A 17097-nucleotide genomic window follows, 5' to 3' on the forward strand; every position below is an offset into this window, starting at 1 on the left:
CGGGGCGGGCAGCGCTGGGATCTCGCTGGCTTCCTCCTGCTACTCGGCGGCCCGCCCTCGGCCCACGGGAGTAGCAGAAGGTCCTGGTGAGGCGACTACTGGTAGGTGACCAGCCAGGGCTTCGGGTCGATGAGTGTGTAGGTCTGCTCCGGTGTCAGCATCGGCTGGTCCTCGTCGTAGAAGTTCTTCCAGGAGGGCCAGGTCCCTTCGGGAGGGACCGACTGGAGAGCGAACCAGGTATCGAGTTTCTGGGCGGGGGTCCCGTGACCGTCCGCATGCAGAGTCACTGCCAGTTCTGTCCGTGAGACGTCGAGGTCCTCGCGCTCGCTGATCATGTCGATGCGGAACTGGTGGATCATCAGGAGTTTCTGCGGCAGGGCTCGGTCCCGCGTGAGGTTCGCGAGCCAGGTGCTGGCAGCATTGATCTCGGCGGCGCTGACGGTGCCGATCTGCTCGAGTGGCTGTTGGCCGGGGAGAAGCCTCCACTCCGGATCCAGGGCCAGTCCGACGGACGGTCGGGCAAGGAGCTCTTCGTAGAGCTTGGCCTGGGACAGGAAGTCTGACCGTCCGGACTGCAGGTCCAGCACCACGTACACGCCCTGTTCCTCGGCGGCGTCGATCCAGGGTTCGAGCTGGTCGATGGAGGTCTCGCTGGAGTAGTCACCGTCCGCACCGGGATCGGCGCTGGCTACGGTGGCGATGAGATCCAGTGCAGGAACGACGGGCTCGTCACTGAACGGCTGATACTGGGCGGCGAGATCCTTCACCCGTGCGAGTGTCGCCTCGATGTCCTGTTCGCCCAGCGCTCCGAGGTAGGGGCCGCTGGGGTGCCCGTAGAGGGCCACCATGCGGCGGCCGGGAAAGACGGTCTGGCCGCCGCCGGGCAGCTGTGCGGCCGTCGCGGCCACGCGGACCCGCTCGGCGAAGATCTGCTCGGATCCGAACGCGTCACCCACGGCGAGGATCGCGCGGTCGGCGTGTGACCGTACCGCATCCACCGTCCGCCCGGTGGCTCGCGGGTCTGGCTCCGTCGCCAGTTCGACATCGGCTCCGGCGGCCCTTGCTGTCACCAGAGGTGCCAGTGCGGAGGAGGGCGTAGCCAGCACCAGCGCCTGGATCGGTTGGGCCGCGGGCGTGAAGTCCGGGACTTCCGCTGCAGTAGCGAGTTCCGCGAGTCCCGCGGACGGGGCACCGGTCGCCGAGGCACCAGGCGATGGCTCAGGTGCCGGCGGTGTCGTGGCCGGTTCCAGAGTGAGCAGGCGGGGGTCGGGTCCGCCCAGTTCACGGACCGAGGCGACGACGTCGGCCTCCACGGGGACGGGACTGACAGCCAGCCCCAGAACCTTTTCGAACCCTGCCGCCGACGTAGGACCAGCCACGAGGGCGCGCTGCGCGGCGAGGGCTTCCCAGTCGGCCGCCGGGTCTCCGTACCCGATGACTGTCTCGACCTCCAGCCGTTCGAGCTCGGCCGTGACTTCCGCCGCATCGGATCCACTCGGGCTCACCACCAGGACGGGGACATGGAGGCCCGCCGCAGCACTCGATGCTGCGGCGAGATCGGCGTCGACGAGGACCGATTCATCCTCGATCCGGCGAGCGACGACCACGGCCGCCGGGCTGCGGTCGAACATCATGCTGCTCATGTGGATCGACGTCTGGGTATCTGTGCCTGCCACCACGTGGCGCTTCTCGGCACCGGGGTGTGCGAGAACGACGGACGCCGCAGCAGCCGCGGACTCAGCGGCATCCGGCGGCTCGCTCGAGACGCAACCGGTCACGAGGAGTAGTGCGGTGAGGGCGAGGAGGGCGCGGGCACGGGGAACACGACGGGAATTAATAGGGGGTCAACTTTCGTGAAGGGGCTCTGACGACTCTATGCCCGTGACGGCTCGGGCGTCGACGGTCGTCCACATCGGGACCGGTCCATACCGTTCACCCGAGGCGAGAATCGGGCTCGGGGATTCCCGGATCCCGAGGAGCGGAGCCGGGGATGTAAGGGTCCAGCGGAGTAGAATAGTACCCCAGCATGAAACAGGTGTGTGATGAGAATTCACCCGAAAAAGCAGCATCAGCACCTCTTCGATCGGCACCTCTTCGGTCGTCCGACCCCCGAACCCCCAGGGGTCGGGGATACGCCGCGCTCCGCCGAGCAGCCGACAGCACCACTGGTCGTGACGAAGAGGAAAACGCACCCATCGTTCTTCCACGGCTTTGACAGGGCTGCCGCCGTGTTCCTCGGGCCGGCAGATCGATCCGATGGCGACACTCCCGTGGTCCACGCCCATGATGCGGCGGAGGACACCTCGGACGAGACACTCCGTTCCGTCGACATCTACACGGACTCACTCGGGCACCACTACGCGCAGCGCAAGCGACCACAGGAAGGACGGGCACAGTAAGTGCCGCCGGCGGGTGTGCGGATCCATCTGTGGCGCCGGCTCCAAGTGCGGGTTCGACGGCACAACTGGAGCACACAGCCACGACCGCAGGTGAGGTCACGGTCGACCCATGCCTACGCGGACATGGTGCCACCGCCGGCTGCGAGCAGACCGAAGTATTCGTCTCCTCGAGCGTCGCCACGTACGCGGATCAGCCCGGCCCCGTCAACAAGCAGGGCCTCACCGCCGTGTTCGTGCGCGTCACCGACACCTGTGCCACGGCGCCCGACCCGGTCAGCGCGGCCGCCGGCGGGGGCGCAGTACTGTTCCAGGCGGAGGGCCAGACCATGGCGCCCCTGGTGGTTGATCCCCGGCTAGCCCCCGCCTCCATTGACACCCGGCTGGCAGGCTCCGACGGCAGCGGAGACCCCGTCACCATCGCACTCTCGGCATCCTGGACGGCCACTGGCCCCCTCCAGCACGTCACGTCCCATAGTCACGAGCATCACCCCGGCGAGGGCAACGTGAACGCGACCGACAATAGTCGGATGCGCGCAGCCACCGCAGATGTGTCCGTGACGGTCGGAGACTTCACGGCTACGGGTACGGACACCACCGCGGTCCTGGAACAGACGAAGTGACGCTGCATCGAGATTGCCCGACCCGGTGTGGAGGAGTTCTATCCCTGCTTCGGATTCCCCGGGTGACAGGGCCGATGGTCGCGCGTCCCTTGCGGCCCGGCCCCTTCCGAGGGACCGGGGCGGGCCCCCTAGCGGATGCCCTGCGCGTCGAGGATGGCGTCCTCCTCGTCTTCCGATGAAGGGCGACGCCGCCGTGCCGGGCGCTCCGGAGCCGTCCCGTCCTGCTCCTCGTCGCTGCGGCGCTGCTGCCGCGCGGCGTAACCGAGGCCCACGAAGGCCAGGACTCCGAAGGCGAACCACTGCATGGAGTACGACAGGTGCGGGCCCTCGTCGATGGAGGGCTTCGGTGCGGCAACCGGTGTCTGCGCCGCCGCCGGCCGTTCGACGGCCAGGAGGCCGTAGGCCGCGTCCTGCAGCGGATAGTCCAGCCTGCCCGCGAGCGCGGGAAGATCGATCGACGCGACCTGGCCTTCGGGGGCCCCGCGGTTGACCGGCGGCTCTCCGGGTTTCGTCCGGGCCGTGACCTCGACCCGGCCGGCAGGCGGAGCGGGGATCTCGTCGGGACGGCCCGCCTCCGCATTGCCGATGGGCAGCCAGCCGCGATCGATGATGACGGCTGTGCCGTCGTCGAGCTTCAGGGGCGTGAGCACCTCGTAGCCCGGTTGGCCGTTCAGTGGCCGGTTGCGCACGACGACCTGGTGCGCGATGTCATAGGTCCCGGTGAAGGTGACGGGAGCCCACTCGCGGTCCGGGTCGTAGCTGTCGAAGCCGTTCTCGCCCGGTAGGTAGCGCTCAGGAGCGGCGTCGTAGTTCGCCTCGATGCGCTGGATGTTCTCCACGACCGCTTCGCGACGGTCGAGTTGCCAGCGTCCGAGGCCCACACACCCTGCGGCCAGCACGATGACCATGGCGAGCCAGCCGAACCAGCGGGCGGAGAAGAGGAAGCGGTACACCTAACGGGTCTCCATCGGTTGATCGGCGGTCAGGGGGAGCGTCTCCTTCCAGAGTCCGCGGTCCCGGAGGTATTCCTCGAACCACTCGACGTGGTCCGGGCAGGACGCCCACGCCTTGCGGCGGTCGGGTGTATGGATGCGCGGGTTGTTCCAGAGCAGCTGCCATTCGGCCGCGTTCCTGCAGCCCTTGCGCGAGCAGACGGGCGCTCCGCTGTCCGCGGCCCGCGGTGCCCCGAACAGGCCGAGGCCCGCGATCGAGGCAGCCGCGGGTCGACCCGCCGGGATCTCAGGCATCTGCACCCGTGGTGCCGTTGCCGGCGGCAGAGGAGCCGTGCCGCGCGCGCTGCTGGGTGTCATCGATGATCTCTCCGCTGAGGACCTCGTCCTCGTCCGCCGGACCGGCGTCGACCACCCGGGCCTCGATCTCCCGGACCGGGGCGCGATCGATCAGCGCGTCGCTGTGCCGGATGTTGCTGGTATCGCTTCCGCCGTTCGCGATGATCACTGCGAAGTACGGCAGGAACACGGCACCTGCGATCATCACCCACTGCAGCCACACGTAGGGGACGACGAAGACCAGGACGAAGCAGATGAGGCGGAGCCCCATCGATACCGAGTACCTGATCATTCGCGACCGCATCTCGTCGCTGTGTGATTCACGAGCGTCGGAGATGGTGTGGACGTCTGGGTTGTGCTTCGTTTGTTTACTCATCACACTCCAAGGAGAATCCCTCAATTATCTCACTCCGGGTCCCGTTCCCGAAGTCGAGGGATGCCCCGCTAGGATCGTCGGGATAGTTTGGCCGCACGGCGGGCCTGAAAGGGTCGACACGCTCCGGCGGATCCTTGGCGGGACCGTCGACAGCGGACAACACGACGAACAACAGCGAACAACGTGGACCCCTTCCGGCCCGCAGATAGAGGAGTTTCCCCTTGGCATCTGGTGCAGACAGCAAGACGACGGCCTCCGGACGCAGCGTCCTCATCACCGGAGGAAACCGGGGGATCGGCCTTGCCATCGCCAAGGTATTCGTAGCCAACGGCGACAAGGTTGCCATCACCTACCGAAGTGGCGAGGTGCCCGAGGGAATGCTCGGCGTCAAGGCCGACGTCACGAGCGAGGAGCAGATCGACGCGGCCTTCACGCAGGTGGAAGCCGAGCACGGTCCGGTCGAGGTGCTCGTCGCGAACGCGGGCATCACCCGGGACACGCTGCTCCTGCGCATGACCGAGAGCGACTTCACCGACGTCATCGACACGAACCTCACGGGAGCGTTCCGGGTCGTCAAGCGTGCGTCGCGCGGCATGATCCGGTTGCGGCGCGGGCGCGTCATCCTGATCTCCAGCGTCACGGGTCTCTATGGGGCGCCCGGCCAGATCAACTACTCGGCGTCGAAGTCGGGACTCATCGGCATCGCGCGCTCGCTGACGAGGGAGCTGGGCTCCCGTGGTATCACGGCCAACGTCGTCGCGCCCGGGTTCATCGACACCGACATGACGGCGGAACTCCCCGACGACACCCGCAAGAGCTACCTGGCGACCATCCCGGCCGGGCGCTTCGCATCCCCCGAGGAGGTGGCCGGCGTCGTGTCCTGGCTGGCCGGCGACGCCGCCGGTTACATCTCCGGCGCCGTCATCCCCGTCGACGGCGGCCTCGGCATGGGCCACTGACCCCCCACCGATTCCCACGGAGCCCCCACTCCGTCCCCGCACCATCAAATTCCAGCAGAAGGAGCACCATGGCCACCCTCGAGGGCACCACAGCAATCGTCACCGGATCGTCCCGCGGCATCGGAGCCGACGTCGCGCAGCAGCTCGCCGCGCAGGGCGCGGCCGTCGTCGTCAACTACCGCCAGAAGGCGCCCCGCGCCAACAAGGTCGTCGCGGGGATCGAGGCGTCGGGCGGCAGGGCCGTCGCCGTGGGAGCGGACCTGACCACGCCCGAGGGGCCGGCCGCGCTGGTCGATGCCGCGGTGTCGACCTTCGGCGGGCTCAACCTGCTCGTCCTCAACGCCTCCGGCGGCATGGAGACCGGCATGGGGGAGGACTACGCGCTCAAGCTCAACCGCGATGCGCAGGTCAACATGCTCACGGCAGCCGCCGAGGTGATGCCCGCGGGATCGCGGGTGGTCTTCGTCACGAGCCACCAGGCGCACTTCATCGAGAAGGTGGAGACGATGGACGCGTACGAGCCCGTCGCCCGCAGCAAGCGGGCCGGAGAGGACGCACTGCGCGCGCTCATCCCGCAGCTCGACGAGAAGGGCATCTCCCTCGTGGTCGTGTCCGGCGACATGATCGAGGGCACGGTCACCGCGACCCTTCTCGACCGGGCGACGCCGGGCGCCATCGAGGCACGGCGCCAGGAGGCAGGACGCCTGTATTCGGTGGCGGAGTTCGCCACCGAGATCGTCCGGATGGTGACGGCCGACGTGCCCACCGGCCACACCGAATACGTGGGCGGCGCCGAGGACTTCCTCGCCAAGAGCTGACGCCCCCGCCAGGAGCTGACGCCGGCCGGGGCGCGTCCGGCCGGCATCCACCGCACACAGGAGGGCGCCCTTCACATGGAAGGGCGCCCTTCGCGCGGGACAAGTCCTTCGCGCGGGACGACCTGAAGGGCTGGCCCCTAGAGACCGGCCAGGTGGCGGACGACGTCGAGGTCGGGCAGGTCCAGGGCGGCGTCGGCTGCCGCGCGGACCGCGGGTTTGGCATTGAACGCGACGCCGAGGCCCGCGGCCGCGAGCATGTCGAGGTCGTTCGCGCCGTCGCCCACGGCCACGGTCGCTGCCAGGGGGACCCCGGCACGGCCGGCCTCGGTGCGCAGCATGCGCGCCTTCTCCCGGCGGTCGACGACGGCGCCGCGAACGCGCCCCGTCAGCACGCCCTCGGCGATGTCGAGGTCGTTCGCCTTGGCGAAGGACAGGCCGAGGCGCTCGGCGAGGGGTGCCAGGACCTGCGAGAAACCTCCCGAGACCACCCCCACGCGGTGGCCGGCCCCGAGGTACGCAGCCACGAGCTCCTCCGCGCCATCGCTCAGTTCGATCCTGCCGGCCACCTCGTCGATCACGGACGCGGGCAGGCCTTCCAGCGCGCGCACCCGGTGATGCAGGGACTGCGCGAAATCGAGCTCTCCGCGCATCGCCGCCTCGGTGACGGCTGCGACCTCCGCCTCACGTCCCGCGTGCGCGGCGAGCAGTTCGATGACCTCCTGCTTGATCAGCGTCGAGTCGACGTCCATGATCAGCAGCTTGGGGCCGGGTGCGTAGACTGCCGCCGGGACGAGGGCCGCTCCGATGCCGGTCCGGTCGGTCCATTCAGACAGTCCCGTACGGAGCGGGGAGATCCGCCCGGACCGGTCCGCCGGCAGGACGACGTCGACCGTCAGGACGGCGTACGTCGCCGTCCCGGCCGCGGACACTCCCGTGACCTCGGTGCCGAGTTCCCGCAGGACGGACACCAGGTCCTCGTGCTGCCCGTCCTCGAGCCGGCGGGCATAGGCGACCACCCTCGCGCTGTCCGCCCTGTTCTCCGCCGTACTGTCCGGGATACTGTCCGGGATGTGGTCCGGCATGCTGTCCGCTCCTGTCCGTGCCGCTGGCGGCGTCGTCGTGTTCTTCCCGTCCTGCCCCGGGGACGCCCGGGCGCGCGGGTTCCCTTCCCGGGCGCTGCCGGTGCGACTCCGACGGCACCTGCCGGGACGGGCACGACCGTCGGGCACAACCCTCGGGAGGCTCCCGGTTTCGCCACGGAGCCGCTCCTTAGCCTAGTGTCTAGGACCATGAGCGACGTTCTGGAACTGGCGGGAGTGAGCCTCGTCAGGGGCGGCAAGACTCTTCTCGATAACATCGACTGGCAGGTCAGCGAGGGTGAGCGCTGGGTGGTCATGGGCCCCAACGGAGCGGGCAAGACCACGCTGCTGCAGCTCGCGGGTGCGCGCCTGCATCCGACCCGCGGTGTGGTGGGCATCCTCGACGAGGTGATGGGCGCCGTCGACGTGTTCGAGCTCCGCCCGCGCATCGGACTGGCGTCCGCTGCCCTCGCCACACAGGTCCCCGACGACGAGACGGTCCTGAACGTCGTCGTGACCGCCTCCTACGGCGTCACCGGCCGGTGGCGCGAGCAGTACGAGCGCCTCGACGAACGACGCGCCTTCCGCCTCCTCGACACGTGGGGCATGTCCCGCTTCATGAACCGCCGCTTCGGCTCCCTGAGCGAGGGCGAGCGGAAGCGCGTGCAGATCGCCCGGGCCCTCATGGCCGATCCGGAGCTGCTCCTCCTCGACGAACCCGCGGCGGGTCTCGACCTCGCCGGTCGCGAGGACCTCGTGAAGCGCTTGACGGAGCTCGCGCGGGACGAGGAAGCGCCGGCCATGGTGCTGGTGACGCACCACCTCGAGGAAGTGCCGCCCGGCTTCACGCACGCGTTGCTCCTCCGCGACGGCAGGGTCGTGGCCGCAGGCCCGCTCCCGGGCGTCCTGACCGAGGAGAACCTGAGCGAAGCGTTCGACGTCGCCCTTCGAGTCACCGAGGAGAACGGCCGCTACAGCGCGGTCGCCCGGGCGTGACGCCGCCGGTCGCTCCGCTGTCCGGTAGGGAAACCTGATGGCGCTCGTCGAGCTCGACGATGTCGACGATCCGCGGCTCGCGGACTACCGGAACCTCACCGACGTCCAGCTCCGCCTCGCGAAGGAACCGGCGGAGGGCCTCTACATCGCGGAGAGCTCCAAGGTGCTGCGGCGCGCGATCGACGCGGGCCATGTGCCCCGCTCCTTCCTGTTGGCCCCCAAGTGGCTGGCCGATCTGGCGGACGTCCTCTCGCGGTTCGCGTCCGTCCCCGCCTTCGTGGCACCGGAAGCCACGCTCGAGGCGATCACGGGCTTTCACCTCCACCGCGGCGCCCTGGCCGCCATGCACCGTCCCGAGCCGCTCCCGCTCGCCGATGTCCTCGCGTCCTCGCATCGCATCGCCATCATCGAGGACATGGTGGACCACACCAACCTCGGCGCCGTGTTCCGCTCGGCGGCTGCCCTCGGCATCGACGCCGTCCTGGTGAGCCCCCGCAGCGCCGATCCGCTCTACCGGCGGGCAGTCCGCGTGAGCATGGGCAGCGTCTTCCAGGTGCCTTGGGTCCGCCTCGTGACCTGGCCGGATGCCCTCGCCGCCGTCCGGGGGGCGGGTTTCACCGTCGCAGCCCTCGCCCTGGTGCCCGGGGCGGTGCCGCTGGGGGAGTTCGCCGCCGGGGAGCACGAGCGCCTCGCCCTCCTGCTCGGCACCGAGGGCGACGGGCTGAGCGACGGCGCACTCGCGCAGGCCGATGTCGCCCTGACCATCCCGATGCACGGGGGAGTGGACTCGCTGAACGTGGCCGCGGCGGCCGCCGTCGCCTTCTGGGAGTGCCGGTACGACGTCGGCGCGGTGCACGCGCTTTAGCGTCGGAGGGCCTCCTGCGCTAGTATGAATAGCTGGCCCTGTCGCCAACCTTTACATCCCCCGTGCCTGGCAAAATCCAGGCAACCAGAGAAGGTAGTCCCGTGAAGTCTGAAATCCACCCCCAGTACCAGTCGGTCGTGTTCCGCGATCTGGCCTCCGACAAGGCGTTCCTGACCAAGTCCACGGTCGGCTCGTCCAAGACCATCGAGTGGGAAGACGGCAACACCTACCCCCTCATCGAGGTCGAGATCTCCTCGGAGTCGCACCCGTTCTACACGGGCAAGCAGCGCATCATGGACTCCGCCGGTCGCGTCGAGCGCTTCAACGCCCGTTTCAAGGGCTTCGGCGGCAAGAAGTAGTCTTCCGCAGCACACCGGACGAGGGCTTGACGCCCTGCATCCACGAGGGAAAGCCATGCCGCGACGGCGTGGCTTTTCCCGCTTAACGAGCAGTTCCATCCAGCACCAGCACTGCCCGCCCGCAGCGGGCCGGCACCCAGGAGGTCCACCCATGGCATCGGCATCGGACGACGGCCGCCTGCACGGCGAGTTCAAGACCCCGGGCGGCAAGCTCACCGCCGTGGACCTCTCGGTCCGGGACGGGCGCCTCACCGGGGTCTCGGTCAATGGTGACTTCTTCCTCGAGCCGGACGAGGCCCTCCTCGACATCAATGCCGCGCTCGAGGGCCTTCCCACGGACACGGCGCCCGGGGAACTCGCGAGCGCCATCACGGCACGCCTCGATCCTTCCGCCGTCCTGTTCGGGTTCTCGGCATCCGCCATCGCCACGGCCGTCCGCCGCGCCCTGGGCCGGGCCACCGGGTTCGCCGACCACCAGTGGGAGATCATCCCGCCGACACCGCTGTCCACGGCGATGCACGTCGCCATGGACGAGGTCCTGACGCACGACGTCGGTTCCGGCGCCCGCAACCCGACCCTGCGCTTCTGGGAGTGGCAGTCCCCGTCGGTGGTGATCGGTAGTTTCCAGTCCATGCGCAACGAGGTGGACCCCGACGGAGCCGCCCGGCACGGTGTCACCGTCGTGCGCAGGATCAGCGGCGGCGGCGCCATGTTCATGGAGCACGGCAATGCAATCACCTACTCCCTCTACGTACCGCAGTCGCTCGTGGACGGCATGAGCTTCGCTGACTCGTACCCCTTCCTGGACGCGTGGGTGATGGAGGCGCTCGAGAAGCTCGGCATCAGGGCCTGGTACCAGCCTTTAAACGACATCGCCACGGAGATCGGCAAGATCGGCGGTGCCGCGCAGAAACGGCTCGCCAACGGCGGCATGCTGCACCACGTGACCATGAGCTACGACATCGACGCCGACAAGATGCTCGAGGTGCTCCGCATCGGCAAGGAGAAGATGTCCGACAAGGGCACGAAGAGCGCCAAGAAGAGGGTGGATCCGCTGCGTCGCCAGACGGGCGTGGCCCGTGAGGAGATCATCGACGTGATGATCTCCACCTTTCGGCAGCGCTACGGCGCCGTGGACGCGACTCTGTCCGAGGACGAGCTGCAGCGCGCCGGGGAACTCGTGGAGCGCAAGTTCGGCACCGAGGAGTGGCTCTACCGCGTGCCCTGAGCCTGCGCCCTGAGGGAGCGCAGCAGGTGGTCGCGCTCCTCGAGGACGATGCGGCGCAGTGCCGCCGGAGCGTCGGAATTCCCGTCCAGCCAGGCATCCGTCCGCTCGACCACGGGGTGCTCCTCCGGCGCCCCGTCCAGGTCCTGGCTCCCCGGGTACAGGCCACGCACGATCCTGCTCGCCATCTCGATGCCACGCGTGGCCCAGACCCCGCGGAGCGCACCGAAGTAGGGTTCCTCGTAGCGGCCGAGCAGGCCGCGCGGGCCCAGCACGAAACCCTCGATCGCCGCACTGAGCAGCTCGTTGGACAAGCGGTCGCCGTGCACGGCTTCCTCCCAGGTCGCCTTCTTGATGCCCGCGTCCGGGATCGCGGCGGAGGCCAGGGTGAACCCGACCCTTCCCGACGCGGTCGCATCCGCGGCACGCTCGGACTCCAGTTCGCCGGGGAGCACGCGCTGCTGCGCCGCCAGTCCCTGCAGGAAGAGCCAGCGCAGCTCGGGGTCGAGGGGAAGCCCTGTGATCCTCTCGTCGCCGTCGAGCACCGCGCGGACGACGTCGGCCGCCCGGGCAGTGGTCCTGGCGGCGGAGGCCAGTGCGCGCGCCCACGCGAGCTGCAGGTCCGATCCCGCAGCGGCCGTCCGCAGCCCCTCCTCGAGGAAGCTACTCACCCGGTCGCGGAGGCCGGCACGCCGGCCCGCCGGAGCAAAGCGCTCGACCGCGGTGCCGGTGGTGGCCAGCAGGACCTGCAGCACGCCCACGCCGGTCTCGGCCGGCGCGGCGAGCAGAACGGCGTCGAGGTAGGAGTCCACCGGCAGGCGGGCGTCCCTCGTGCTGGACCAGAGGGCCGTCAGGCACGTCGCCCGCGCCAGCGGATCGCGCAGGCGGTGGATCGAGGACAGCAGGGTCGAGAGCGAACGCTCGTCGAAGGAGAGCTTGGCGTAGGTCAGGTCGTCGTCGTTGACCAGCAGGAGGTCGGGCTGCGCGGTGCCGGTGAGCGCGGGGACCGGAGTCCGGCCGCCCTCGACGGTCACCGCCTCGGCGCCGGTCCGCACGAGCCAGCCGTCGGCGTCGAAGGAGTACAGGCCCAGCCTGACCCGGTGGGGGCGGGGTTCCTCCACGCCCGTGACCGGGTCCACCGCGTTCTGCACGATCGTGACCTGTCGGAGCACGCCGCCGTCGGCGACGACCTCCGCGCCGAGGGACGGCACGCCGGACGTCTGCAGCCAGGACCGCGACCAGGTGCCGAGGTCCCGGCCCGTGGCGTTGGTGAGCACGTCGAGGAGATCGGCGAGCGTCGTGTTCCCGTACTCGTGTTTCCGGAAGTACCGGCGCACGGCGTCGGTGAAGGCCTCCCGCCCGACGAAGGCCACGAGCTGCTTGAGCACCGACGCGCCCTTGGCGTACGTGATGCCGTCGAAGTTCTGCTTCGCTGCCTCGAGGTCCGGGATGTCGGCGACGATCGGGTGCGTCGTCGGGAGCTGGTCCTGCACATAGGCCCACGACTTCCGGCGGTTCGCGAAACTCACCCAGGACGTGCTCCACCGCGTGGCCTCCGCCACCGCCAGCGCGCCCATGTAGTCCGCGAAGGACTCCTTGAGCCACAGGTCGTCCCACCAGGACATGGTCACGAGGTCCCCGAACCACATGTGCGCCATCTCGTGCAGGATCGTGTTGGCCCGTGCCTCGCGCTGTGCCTCGGTGGCCGCCGACTCGAACACGTAGTTCTCCGTGAAGGTCACCAGTCCGGGGTTCTCCATGGCGCCGAGGTTGTACTCGGGAACGAACGCCTGGTCGTACTTGCCGAAGGGGTACGGGTAGTCGAACAGGTCGTGGAAGAAGTCGAGGCCGCGCCGGGTGGTGTCGAAAATCTCCGGTGCGTCGAAGGACGGCGCGAGGGAGCGGCGGCAGAACAGGGCCAGCGGCACCTCGAGGCCCTCCCCGGCCGTCCCCGGCGCACCGGTCCACGAGTCGGTCTCGCAGTGGTAAGGGCCCGCAAGGATGGTGGTGATGTAGGTCGAGATCCGCCGGGTCGGCGCGAAGGTCCACCGCACGGCCGAGCCCGGTGCGTCGTCGAGCGGCACGACCGCTGCCTCCGCGCCGTTCGAGGCCACGGTCCAGCCGGCGGGTGCGATGACGCGGAAGGAGAAGGAGGCCTTGAGGTCCGGCTGCTCGAAGTTCGCGAAGACGCGGCGCGCGTCGGCCGGCTCGTACTGGGTGTAGAGGTAGGTTTCCCCGTCGGCGGGATCCACGAACCGGTGGAGTCCCTCACCGCTCGTGCTGTAGGCCGCGCGTCCCTCCACCGTGACCGTGTTCGAGGCCGCGAGGTCGTCGAGGAGGACCCTGGCGCCATCGCTCACGGCGGTCGGGTCCAGCACCCGTCCGTTCAGCTCGACGGCGGTGACCTCGCCGATGAAGTCGAGGAACGTCGAGCTGCCGGGTTCGCGGCACGAGAAGACCGCGGTGGTGGTGCTCCGGTACGTCCCCTCCGTGATATCGCAGGCCTCCGAGAGATCGAGCTCGACGGCGTAGCTGCCGGTCTCCAGCAGGGCCGACCGCGCGGCCGCCTCGTCGCGGCGCAGGTTCTCGTTCTCCATCCGGCCATTCAATCACGCAGCCTCACCGCTTCGTTTCGGGCATGTTAACGGCGCGTGTGGCAGTGCGTATCGGCGCTTCATCCATGGCACTGTTGGGTTATGTCCGAGCTCTTTGCTGACTATCCAGCCGCCGCCCGCAAGACGACCGCCTTCGATGAGATGTTCGATGCCGGGTACCTTCCGCGCACCGAATACGGCCAGGTCGCGGCCGCCCTGGACGCTCTCAACCTCGCCGATGTCACAGCCCGTGCCGACTCGATGGCGCGCACCTTCCTCGACCGCGGCGTCACCTTCGACTTCGCCGGTGAGGAGCGTCCCTTCCCGCTCGATATCGTGCCGCGCGTGATCGCCGGCAGCGACTGGGAGGTCCTGGAACGCGGGGTCGCGCAGCGTGTGAAGGCGCTCGAGGCGTTCCTCAGCGACGTCTACGACAAGATGACCGTGGTGTCCGACGGGGTCATACCGCGACGGCTGATCACCTCCAGCGCCCACTTCCACCGGGAGGTCGCGGGGTTCGCCCCGGCGGGCGGCGTGCGCGTCCACATCTCGGGGATCGACGTCGTGCGGGACCAGCAGGGCACCTTCCGTGTCCTCGAGGACAACGTCCGCGTGCCCAGCGGTGTCAGTTACGTGCTGGAGAACCGGCGGGCCATGGCCAAGGGGCTCCCGGAGGCCTTCGGGCAGCAGCACATCCGGCCGGTCGAGGAATACCCGCGCCGCCTCCTCGCCGCCCTGCGCAAGACAGCGCCTCCCGGGGTGGAGGAACCCACCGTCGTGGTGCTGACCCCGGGTGTCTTCAACTCCGCCTATTTCGAGCACACCCTGCTCGCCGGGCTCATGGGCGTGGAACTCGTGGAGGGACGCGACCTGATCTGCCGTGGCAACCGCGTGTACATGCGGACGACGGCGGGGGAGCAGCGCGTGGACGTCATCTACAAGCGCATCGACGACGAGTTCCTGGACCCCCTGCAGTTCCGCGCGGACTCGGTGCTCGGGTGTCCCGGCATCGTCAACGCCGCCCGCGCCGGCATGGTGACCATCGCGAACGCCGTCGGCAACGGCGTGGCCGACGACAAGCTCGTCTACACCTACGTCCCCGACCTCATCCGGTACTACCTGGGCGAGGAGCCCATCATCGCCAACGTGGACACGTACCGGCTCGAGGATGCCCCGGCACGCGAGGAAGTGCTCGACCGGCTCGATGAACTCGTCGTGAAGCCCGTGGACGGCTCCGGCGGCAAGGGACTCGTCATCGGCCCGGACGCCACGAAGGCCGAACTCGACATCCTCCGCGCCAAGGTCCTCGAGGACCCGCGCGGCTGGATCGCCCAGCCGGTCCTCCAGCTCTCCACCGTGCCGACCATGTCCGGGGGCCAGTTCAGCCCCCGCCACGTGGACCTGCGACCCTTCGCGATCAACGACGGCGAGGAGGTCTGGGTGCTTCCCGGCGGACTGACGCGTGTGGCCATGAAGGAGGGCTCACTGATCGTCAACTCGAGCCAGGGCGGAGGCTCCAAGGACACCTGGGTGGTGGACGGCGAGGTCCGCGGTCCGGCGGACGTGCCGCAGGAACGCCCGACTGTGACCGTCCGGGAACGCACCAGCGTCTGGCCGATCGAGACCAACTGGCAGGACAAGCAGTCGGAGCAGCAGCAACAATGACCGCCGCCCCGACGACCACGACTTCCTCGAACACCCCGACTTCCCCGACCTCCATGGAAGGCAGGCTCCATGCTCAGCCGCATCGCTGAATCCCTCTTCTGGATCGGCCGCTACGTCGAACGCGCCGACGGGACGGCGCGCATCCTCGACGTCCACCTCGAACGGCTCAACCAGATGCCGCTCGCCCAGCAGAGGGAGACCTCCCGGCACCTGCTCGGCGTCATGGGCAGCCATCCCGAGAAGGACGACATCGACCTCTCGGACCTGCTCCAGGCTCTCGCCTACAATCGGACGAGCGCCACCTCCATCGCCGGCGCCCTGGGAGCCGCGCGCGAGAACGCGCGGCGGGCCCGCGAGACCGTCTCGAGCAGCGTCTGGGAGGGCCTGAACACCACCTGGTACGGCCTGACCCAGCACCGCAAGGACGTCGTCGGGACCTACCGCTTCTGCCACTGGGTGGTGGAGCGGACGGCGATGATACGGGGACTGTCGGACACCACCATGAGCCACGACGAGTCCTGGCAGTTCCTGGTCCTCGGGCGCAGCCTCGAACGCGCCGACATGACGGCCCGGATGCTCTCCACGCATGACGTCCACGCTGCGGGTCTGTCCTGGGTCAACATGCTGCGGTGCGCAGGCGCGTACGAGTCGTTCCTCCGCACCCGGCGGGCCTCCTTCGGCGACCAGCAGGCCGCGGAGTTCCTGCTCCTGGACCGCCTGTTCCCGCGGTCCATCGTCTACGCGCTCAGCGACGCCGAGAAGTGCCTCACCCAGCTGAATCCCGCGTACCAGCGCGTCGGGTTCATCAATGACGCCACCCGGATCGTCGGGCAGGCGAGGACCTTCCTCGAGTTCCACCAGACGCGGGACCTCATGTCCGAATTGCCCGAGCACATGGACCGCATCCAGAAGGCCTGCGCGCGGGCCTCCGACGCCGTGTCCCGCACGTACTTTTCCCAGGCGGACGAGCTGTCCTGGGTTGGAGAGGTCTCATGACACGCCTGCTGATCGAGCACCGCACCGGCTACGACTACCGCGGCCGGGTCTCGCTGTCCTACAACGAGGCTCGCATGACACCCCTCACCGACCCGCAGCAGGTGGTCCTCGAGTCAACCCTGAAGATCAGTCCGTCGAGCGCCGCCGTGTCCACCTACCGGGACTACTGGGGCACCCGCGTGACGTCGTTCGACGTCCATGTGCCGCACGAGCACCTCGAGGTCACGGCCCTCTCCACCGTCGAGGTCAGCCGCGTGGAGCGCGTGCCCGGCGAGGCGGAGATCCTGTCCTGGGAGGACCTCGCCGCCCCGTCCCTGACCGACGAGTTCGCCGACTGGCTGGCCCAGACGAACCTCAGCGAGCCGGGTGAGGAGGTGCGCGCGCTGGTCGCCGCCCTCGCGCGCGACCGCAACCCCCACGAGACCGCCCGTGCCGTCTTCGACTGGCTGCGGCAGCAGATGGACTACGTCCAGGGCGCCACCGGCGTGCAGACCAGCGCCCGCGACGCCTGGGCGGAACGCGCGGGCGTCTGCCAGGACCTCGCGCACGTCGCGATCGGAGCCCTGCGCAGCCTCGGCATCCCCGCGCGGTACATCTCCGGCTACCTGCACCCCCGCCGCAGCGCGGATATCGGCGAGACGGTCGCCGGACAGTCGCACGCCTGGGTGGAGTGGTACGACGGCGAGTGGCGCGGCTGGGATCCGACCAACAGTGGTCCGGTGAGCGACTTCCACGTCTCCGTGGCCCGTGGCCGCGACTACCGCGACGTCTCTCCGCTCAAGGGCATCCTGTCCGGCGGCGGAGGATCGACGCTCAACGTGACGGTCGCCATCACCAGGGTCGCCTAGCCCCTCCCG

At 69.2% G+C, this 17097-nt stretch carries 17 protein-coding genes; 11 read left to right on the forward strand and 6 right to left on the reverse strand.

What is annotated here, in order from left to right; genetic code table 11:
* Positions 1-95 precede the first annotated feature (95 nt).
* Positions 96-1679 carry a serine/threonine-protein kinase gene (locus ACX80H_RS01235; RefSeq protein WP_459310613.1) on the reverse strand — a complete coding sequence of 528 codons (1584 nt, stop codon included), beginning with the start codon at positions 1677-1679 and terminating at the stop codon, positions 96-98.
* A gap of 492 nt (positions 1680-2171) precedes the next feature.
* Between ACX80H_RS01235 and ACX80H_RS01240 the strand changes: the two genes are divergently transcribed.
* Positions 2172-2399 (forward strand): hypothetical protein, encoded by a 228-nt coding sequence (locus ACX80H_RS01240; protein ID WP_459310614.1) that lies wholly within the window; start codon positions 2172-2174, stop codon positions 2397-2399.
* A 29-nt stretch (positions 2400-2428) separates the two neighbouring features.
* Positions 2429-3019 carry a hypothetical protein gene (locus tag ACX80H_RS01245; RefSeq protein WP_459310615.1) on the forward strand — a complete coding sequence of 197 codons (591 nt, stop codon included), beginning with the start codon at positions 2429-2431 and terminating at the stop codon, positions 3017-3019.
* Positions 3020-3147: 128 nt separating this feature from the next.
* Here ACX80H_RS01245 and ACX80H_RS01250 read toward each other — a convergent pair whose 3' ends face one another.
* Genes ACX80H_RS01250 through ACX80H_RS01260 form a run of 3 tightly spaced genes read right to left on the reverse strand, consistent with a single transcriptional unit; the run spans position 3148 to position 4684 of the window.
* Positions 3148-3972 carry an SURF1 family cytochrome oxidase biogenesis protein gene (locus ACX80H_RS01250; protein WP_459310616.1) on the reverse strand — a complete coding sequence of 275 codons (825 nt, stop codon included), beginning with the start codon at positions 3970-3972 and terminating at the stop codon, positions 3148-3150.
* A complete protein-coding gene (locus ACX80H_RS01255; protein WP_459310617.1) occupies positions 3973-4266 on the reverse strand; it encodes a hypothetical protein in 294 nt (97 codons plus the stop codon).
* Entirely contained in the window at positions 4259-4684 is a 426-nt protein-coding gene (locus ACX80H_RS01260; RefSeq protein WP_459310618.1) for a DUF3099 domain-containing protein, read from the reverse strand. Before ACX80H_RS01260 ends, ACX80H_RS01255 begins: the two co-directional genes overlap by 8 nt.
* A 221-nt stretch (positions 4685-4905) precedes the next feature.
* Between ACX80H_RS01260 and ACX80H_RS01265 the strand changes: the two genes are divergently transcribed.
* Both ACX80H_RS01265 and ACX80H_RS01270 read left to right on the forward strand, forming a co-directional pair.
* Entirely contained in the window at positions 4906-5643 is a 738-nt protein-coding gene (locus ACX80H_RS01265) for a beta-ketoacyl-ACP reductase (protein WP_459310619.1), read from the forward strand.
* A 68-nt stretch (positions 5644-5711) separates the two neighbouring features.
* The gene (locus ACX80H_RS01270) at positions 5712-6461 is read left to right on the forward strand and encodes an SDR family oxidoreductase (protein WP_459310620.1); all 750 of its coding nucleotides are present in this window, start codon (positions 5712-5714) and stop codon (positions 6459-6461) included.
* A 137-nt stretch (positions 6462-6598) separates the two neighbouring features.
* On the opposite strand, the gene serB is transcribed toward ACX80H_RS01270, so the two are convergent.
* On the reverse strand, positions 6599-7543 hold the full coding sequence (gene serB / locus ACX80H_RS01275) for a phosphoserine phosphatase SerB (protein WP_459310621.1): 945 nt from the start codon (positions 7541-7543) through the stop codon (positions 6599-6601).
* A 207-nt stretch (positions 7544-7750) separates the two neighbouring features.
* Here serB and ACX80H_RS01280 point away from each other — a divergent pair, with 207 nt between their 5' ends.
* From ACX80H_RS01280 to lplAB, 4 genes are all read left to right on the forward strand, one after another.
* Positions 7751-8536, forward strand: a complete 786-nt coding sequence (locus tag ACX80H_RS01280; protein WP_459310622.1) for an ABC transporter ATP-binding protein — start codon at positions 7751-7753, stop codon at positions 8534-8536.
* 37 nt (positions 8537-8573) lie between these two features.
* Positions 8574-9401, forward strand: coding sequence for a TrmH family RNA methyltransferase (locus ACX80H_RS01285; protein ID WP_459310623.1), 828 nt, complete (start codon positions 8574-8576; stop codon positions 9399-9401).
* 101 nt (positions 9402-9502) lie between these two features.
* Positions 9503-9760 (forward strand): type B 50S ribosomal protein L31, encoded by a 258-nt coding sequence (locus ACX80H_RS01290; RefSeq protein ID WP_087073176.1) that lies wholly within the window; start codon positions 9503-9505, stop codon positions 9758-9760.
* A gap of 151 nt (positions 9761-9911) precedes the next feature.
* Positions 9912-10988 carry a lipoate-protein ligase LplAB gene (lplAB, locus tag ACX80H_RS01295; RefSeq protein ID WP_459310624.1) on the forward strand — a complete coding sequence of 359 codons (1077 nt, stop codon included), beginning with the start codon at positions 9912-9914 and terminating at the stop codon, positions 10986-10988.
* On the opposite strand, the gene pepN is transcribed toward lplAB, so the two are convergent.
* Positions 10973-13582, reverse strand: coding sequence for an aminopeptidase N (gene pepN, locus ACX80H_RS01300; protein WP_459310625.1), 2610 nt, complete (start codon positions 13580-13582; stop codon positions 10973-10975). The genes lplAB and pepN overlap by 16 nt on opposite strands.
* Positions 13583-13681: 99 nt before the next feature.
* On the opposite strand from pepN, the gene ACX80H_RS01305 reads away from it, so the two are divergent.
* The 3 genes from ACX80H_RS01305 (at position 13682) to ACX80H_RS01315 (ending at position 17088) form a co-directional block, all read left to right on the forward strand.
* Positions 13682-15244, forward strand: a complete 1563-nt coding sequence (locus ACX80H_RS01305) for a circularly permuted type 2 ATP-grasp protein (RefSeq protein WP_459310626.1) — start codon at positions 13682-13684, stop codon at positions 15242-15244.
* A 69-nt stretch (positions 15245-15313) separates the two neighbouring features.
* Positions 15314-16240: an alpha-E domain-containing protein gene (locus tag ACX80H_RS01310; RefSeq protein WP_459310627.1), complete on the forward strand. Its 927-nt coding sequence runs from the start codon at positions 15314-15316 to the stop codon at positions 16238-16240.
* Positions 16237-17088, forward strand: a complete 852-nt coding sequence (locus tag ACX80H_RS01315; protein WP_459310628.1) for a transglutaminase family protein — start codon at positions 16237-16239, stop codon at positions 17086-17088. The genes ACX80H_RS01310 and ACX80H_RS01315 overlap by 4 nt, the downstream gene beginning before the upstream one ends.
* Positions 17089-17097 lie beyond the last annotated feature (9 nt).

The sequence above is a fragment of the Arthrobacter pasteuri genome (assembly GCF_054510955.1).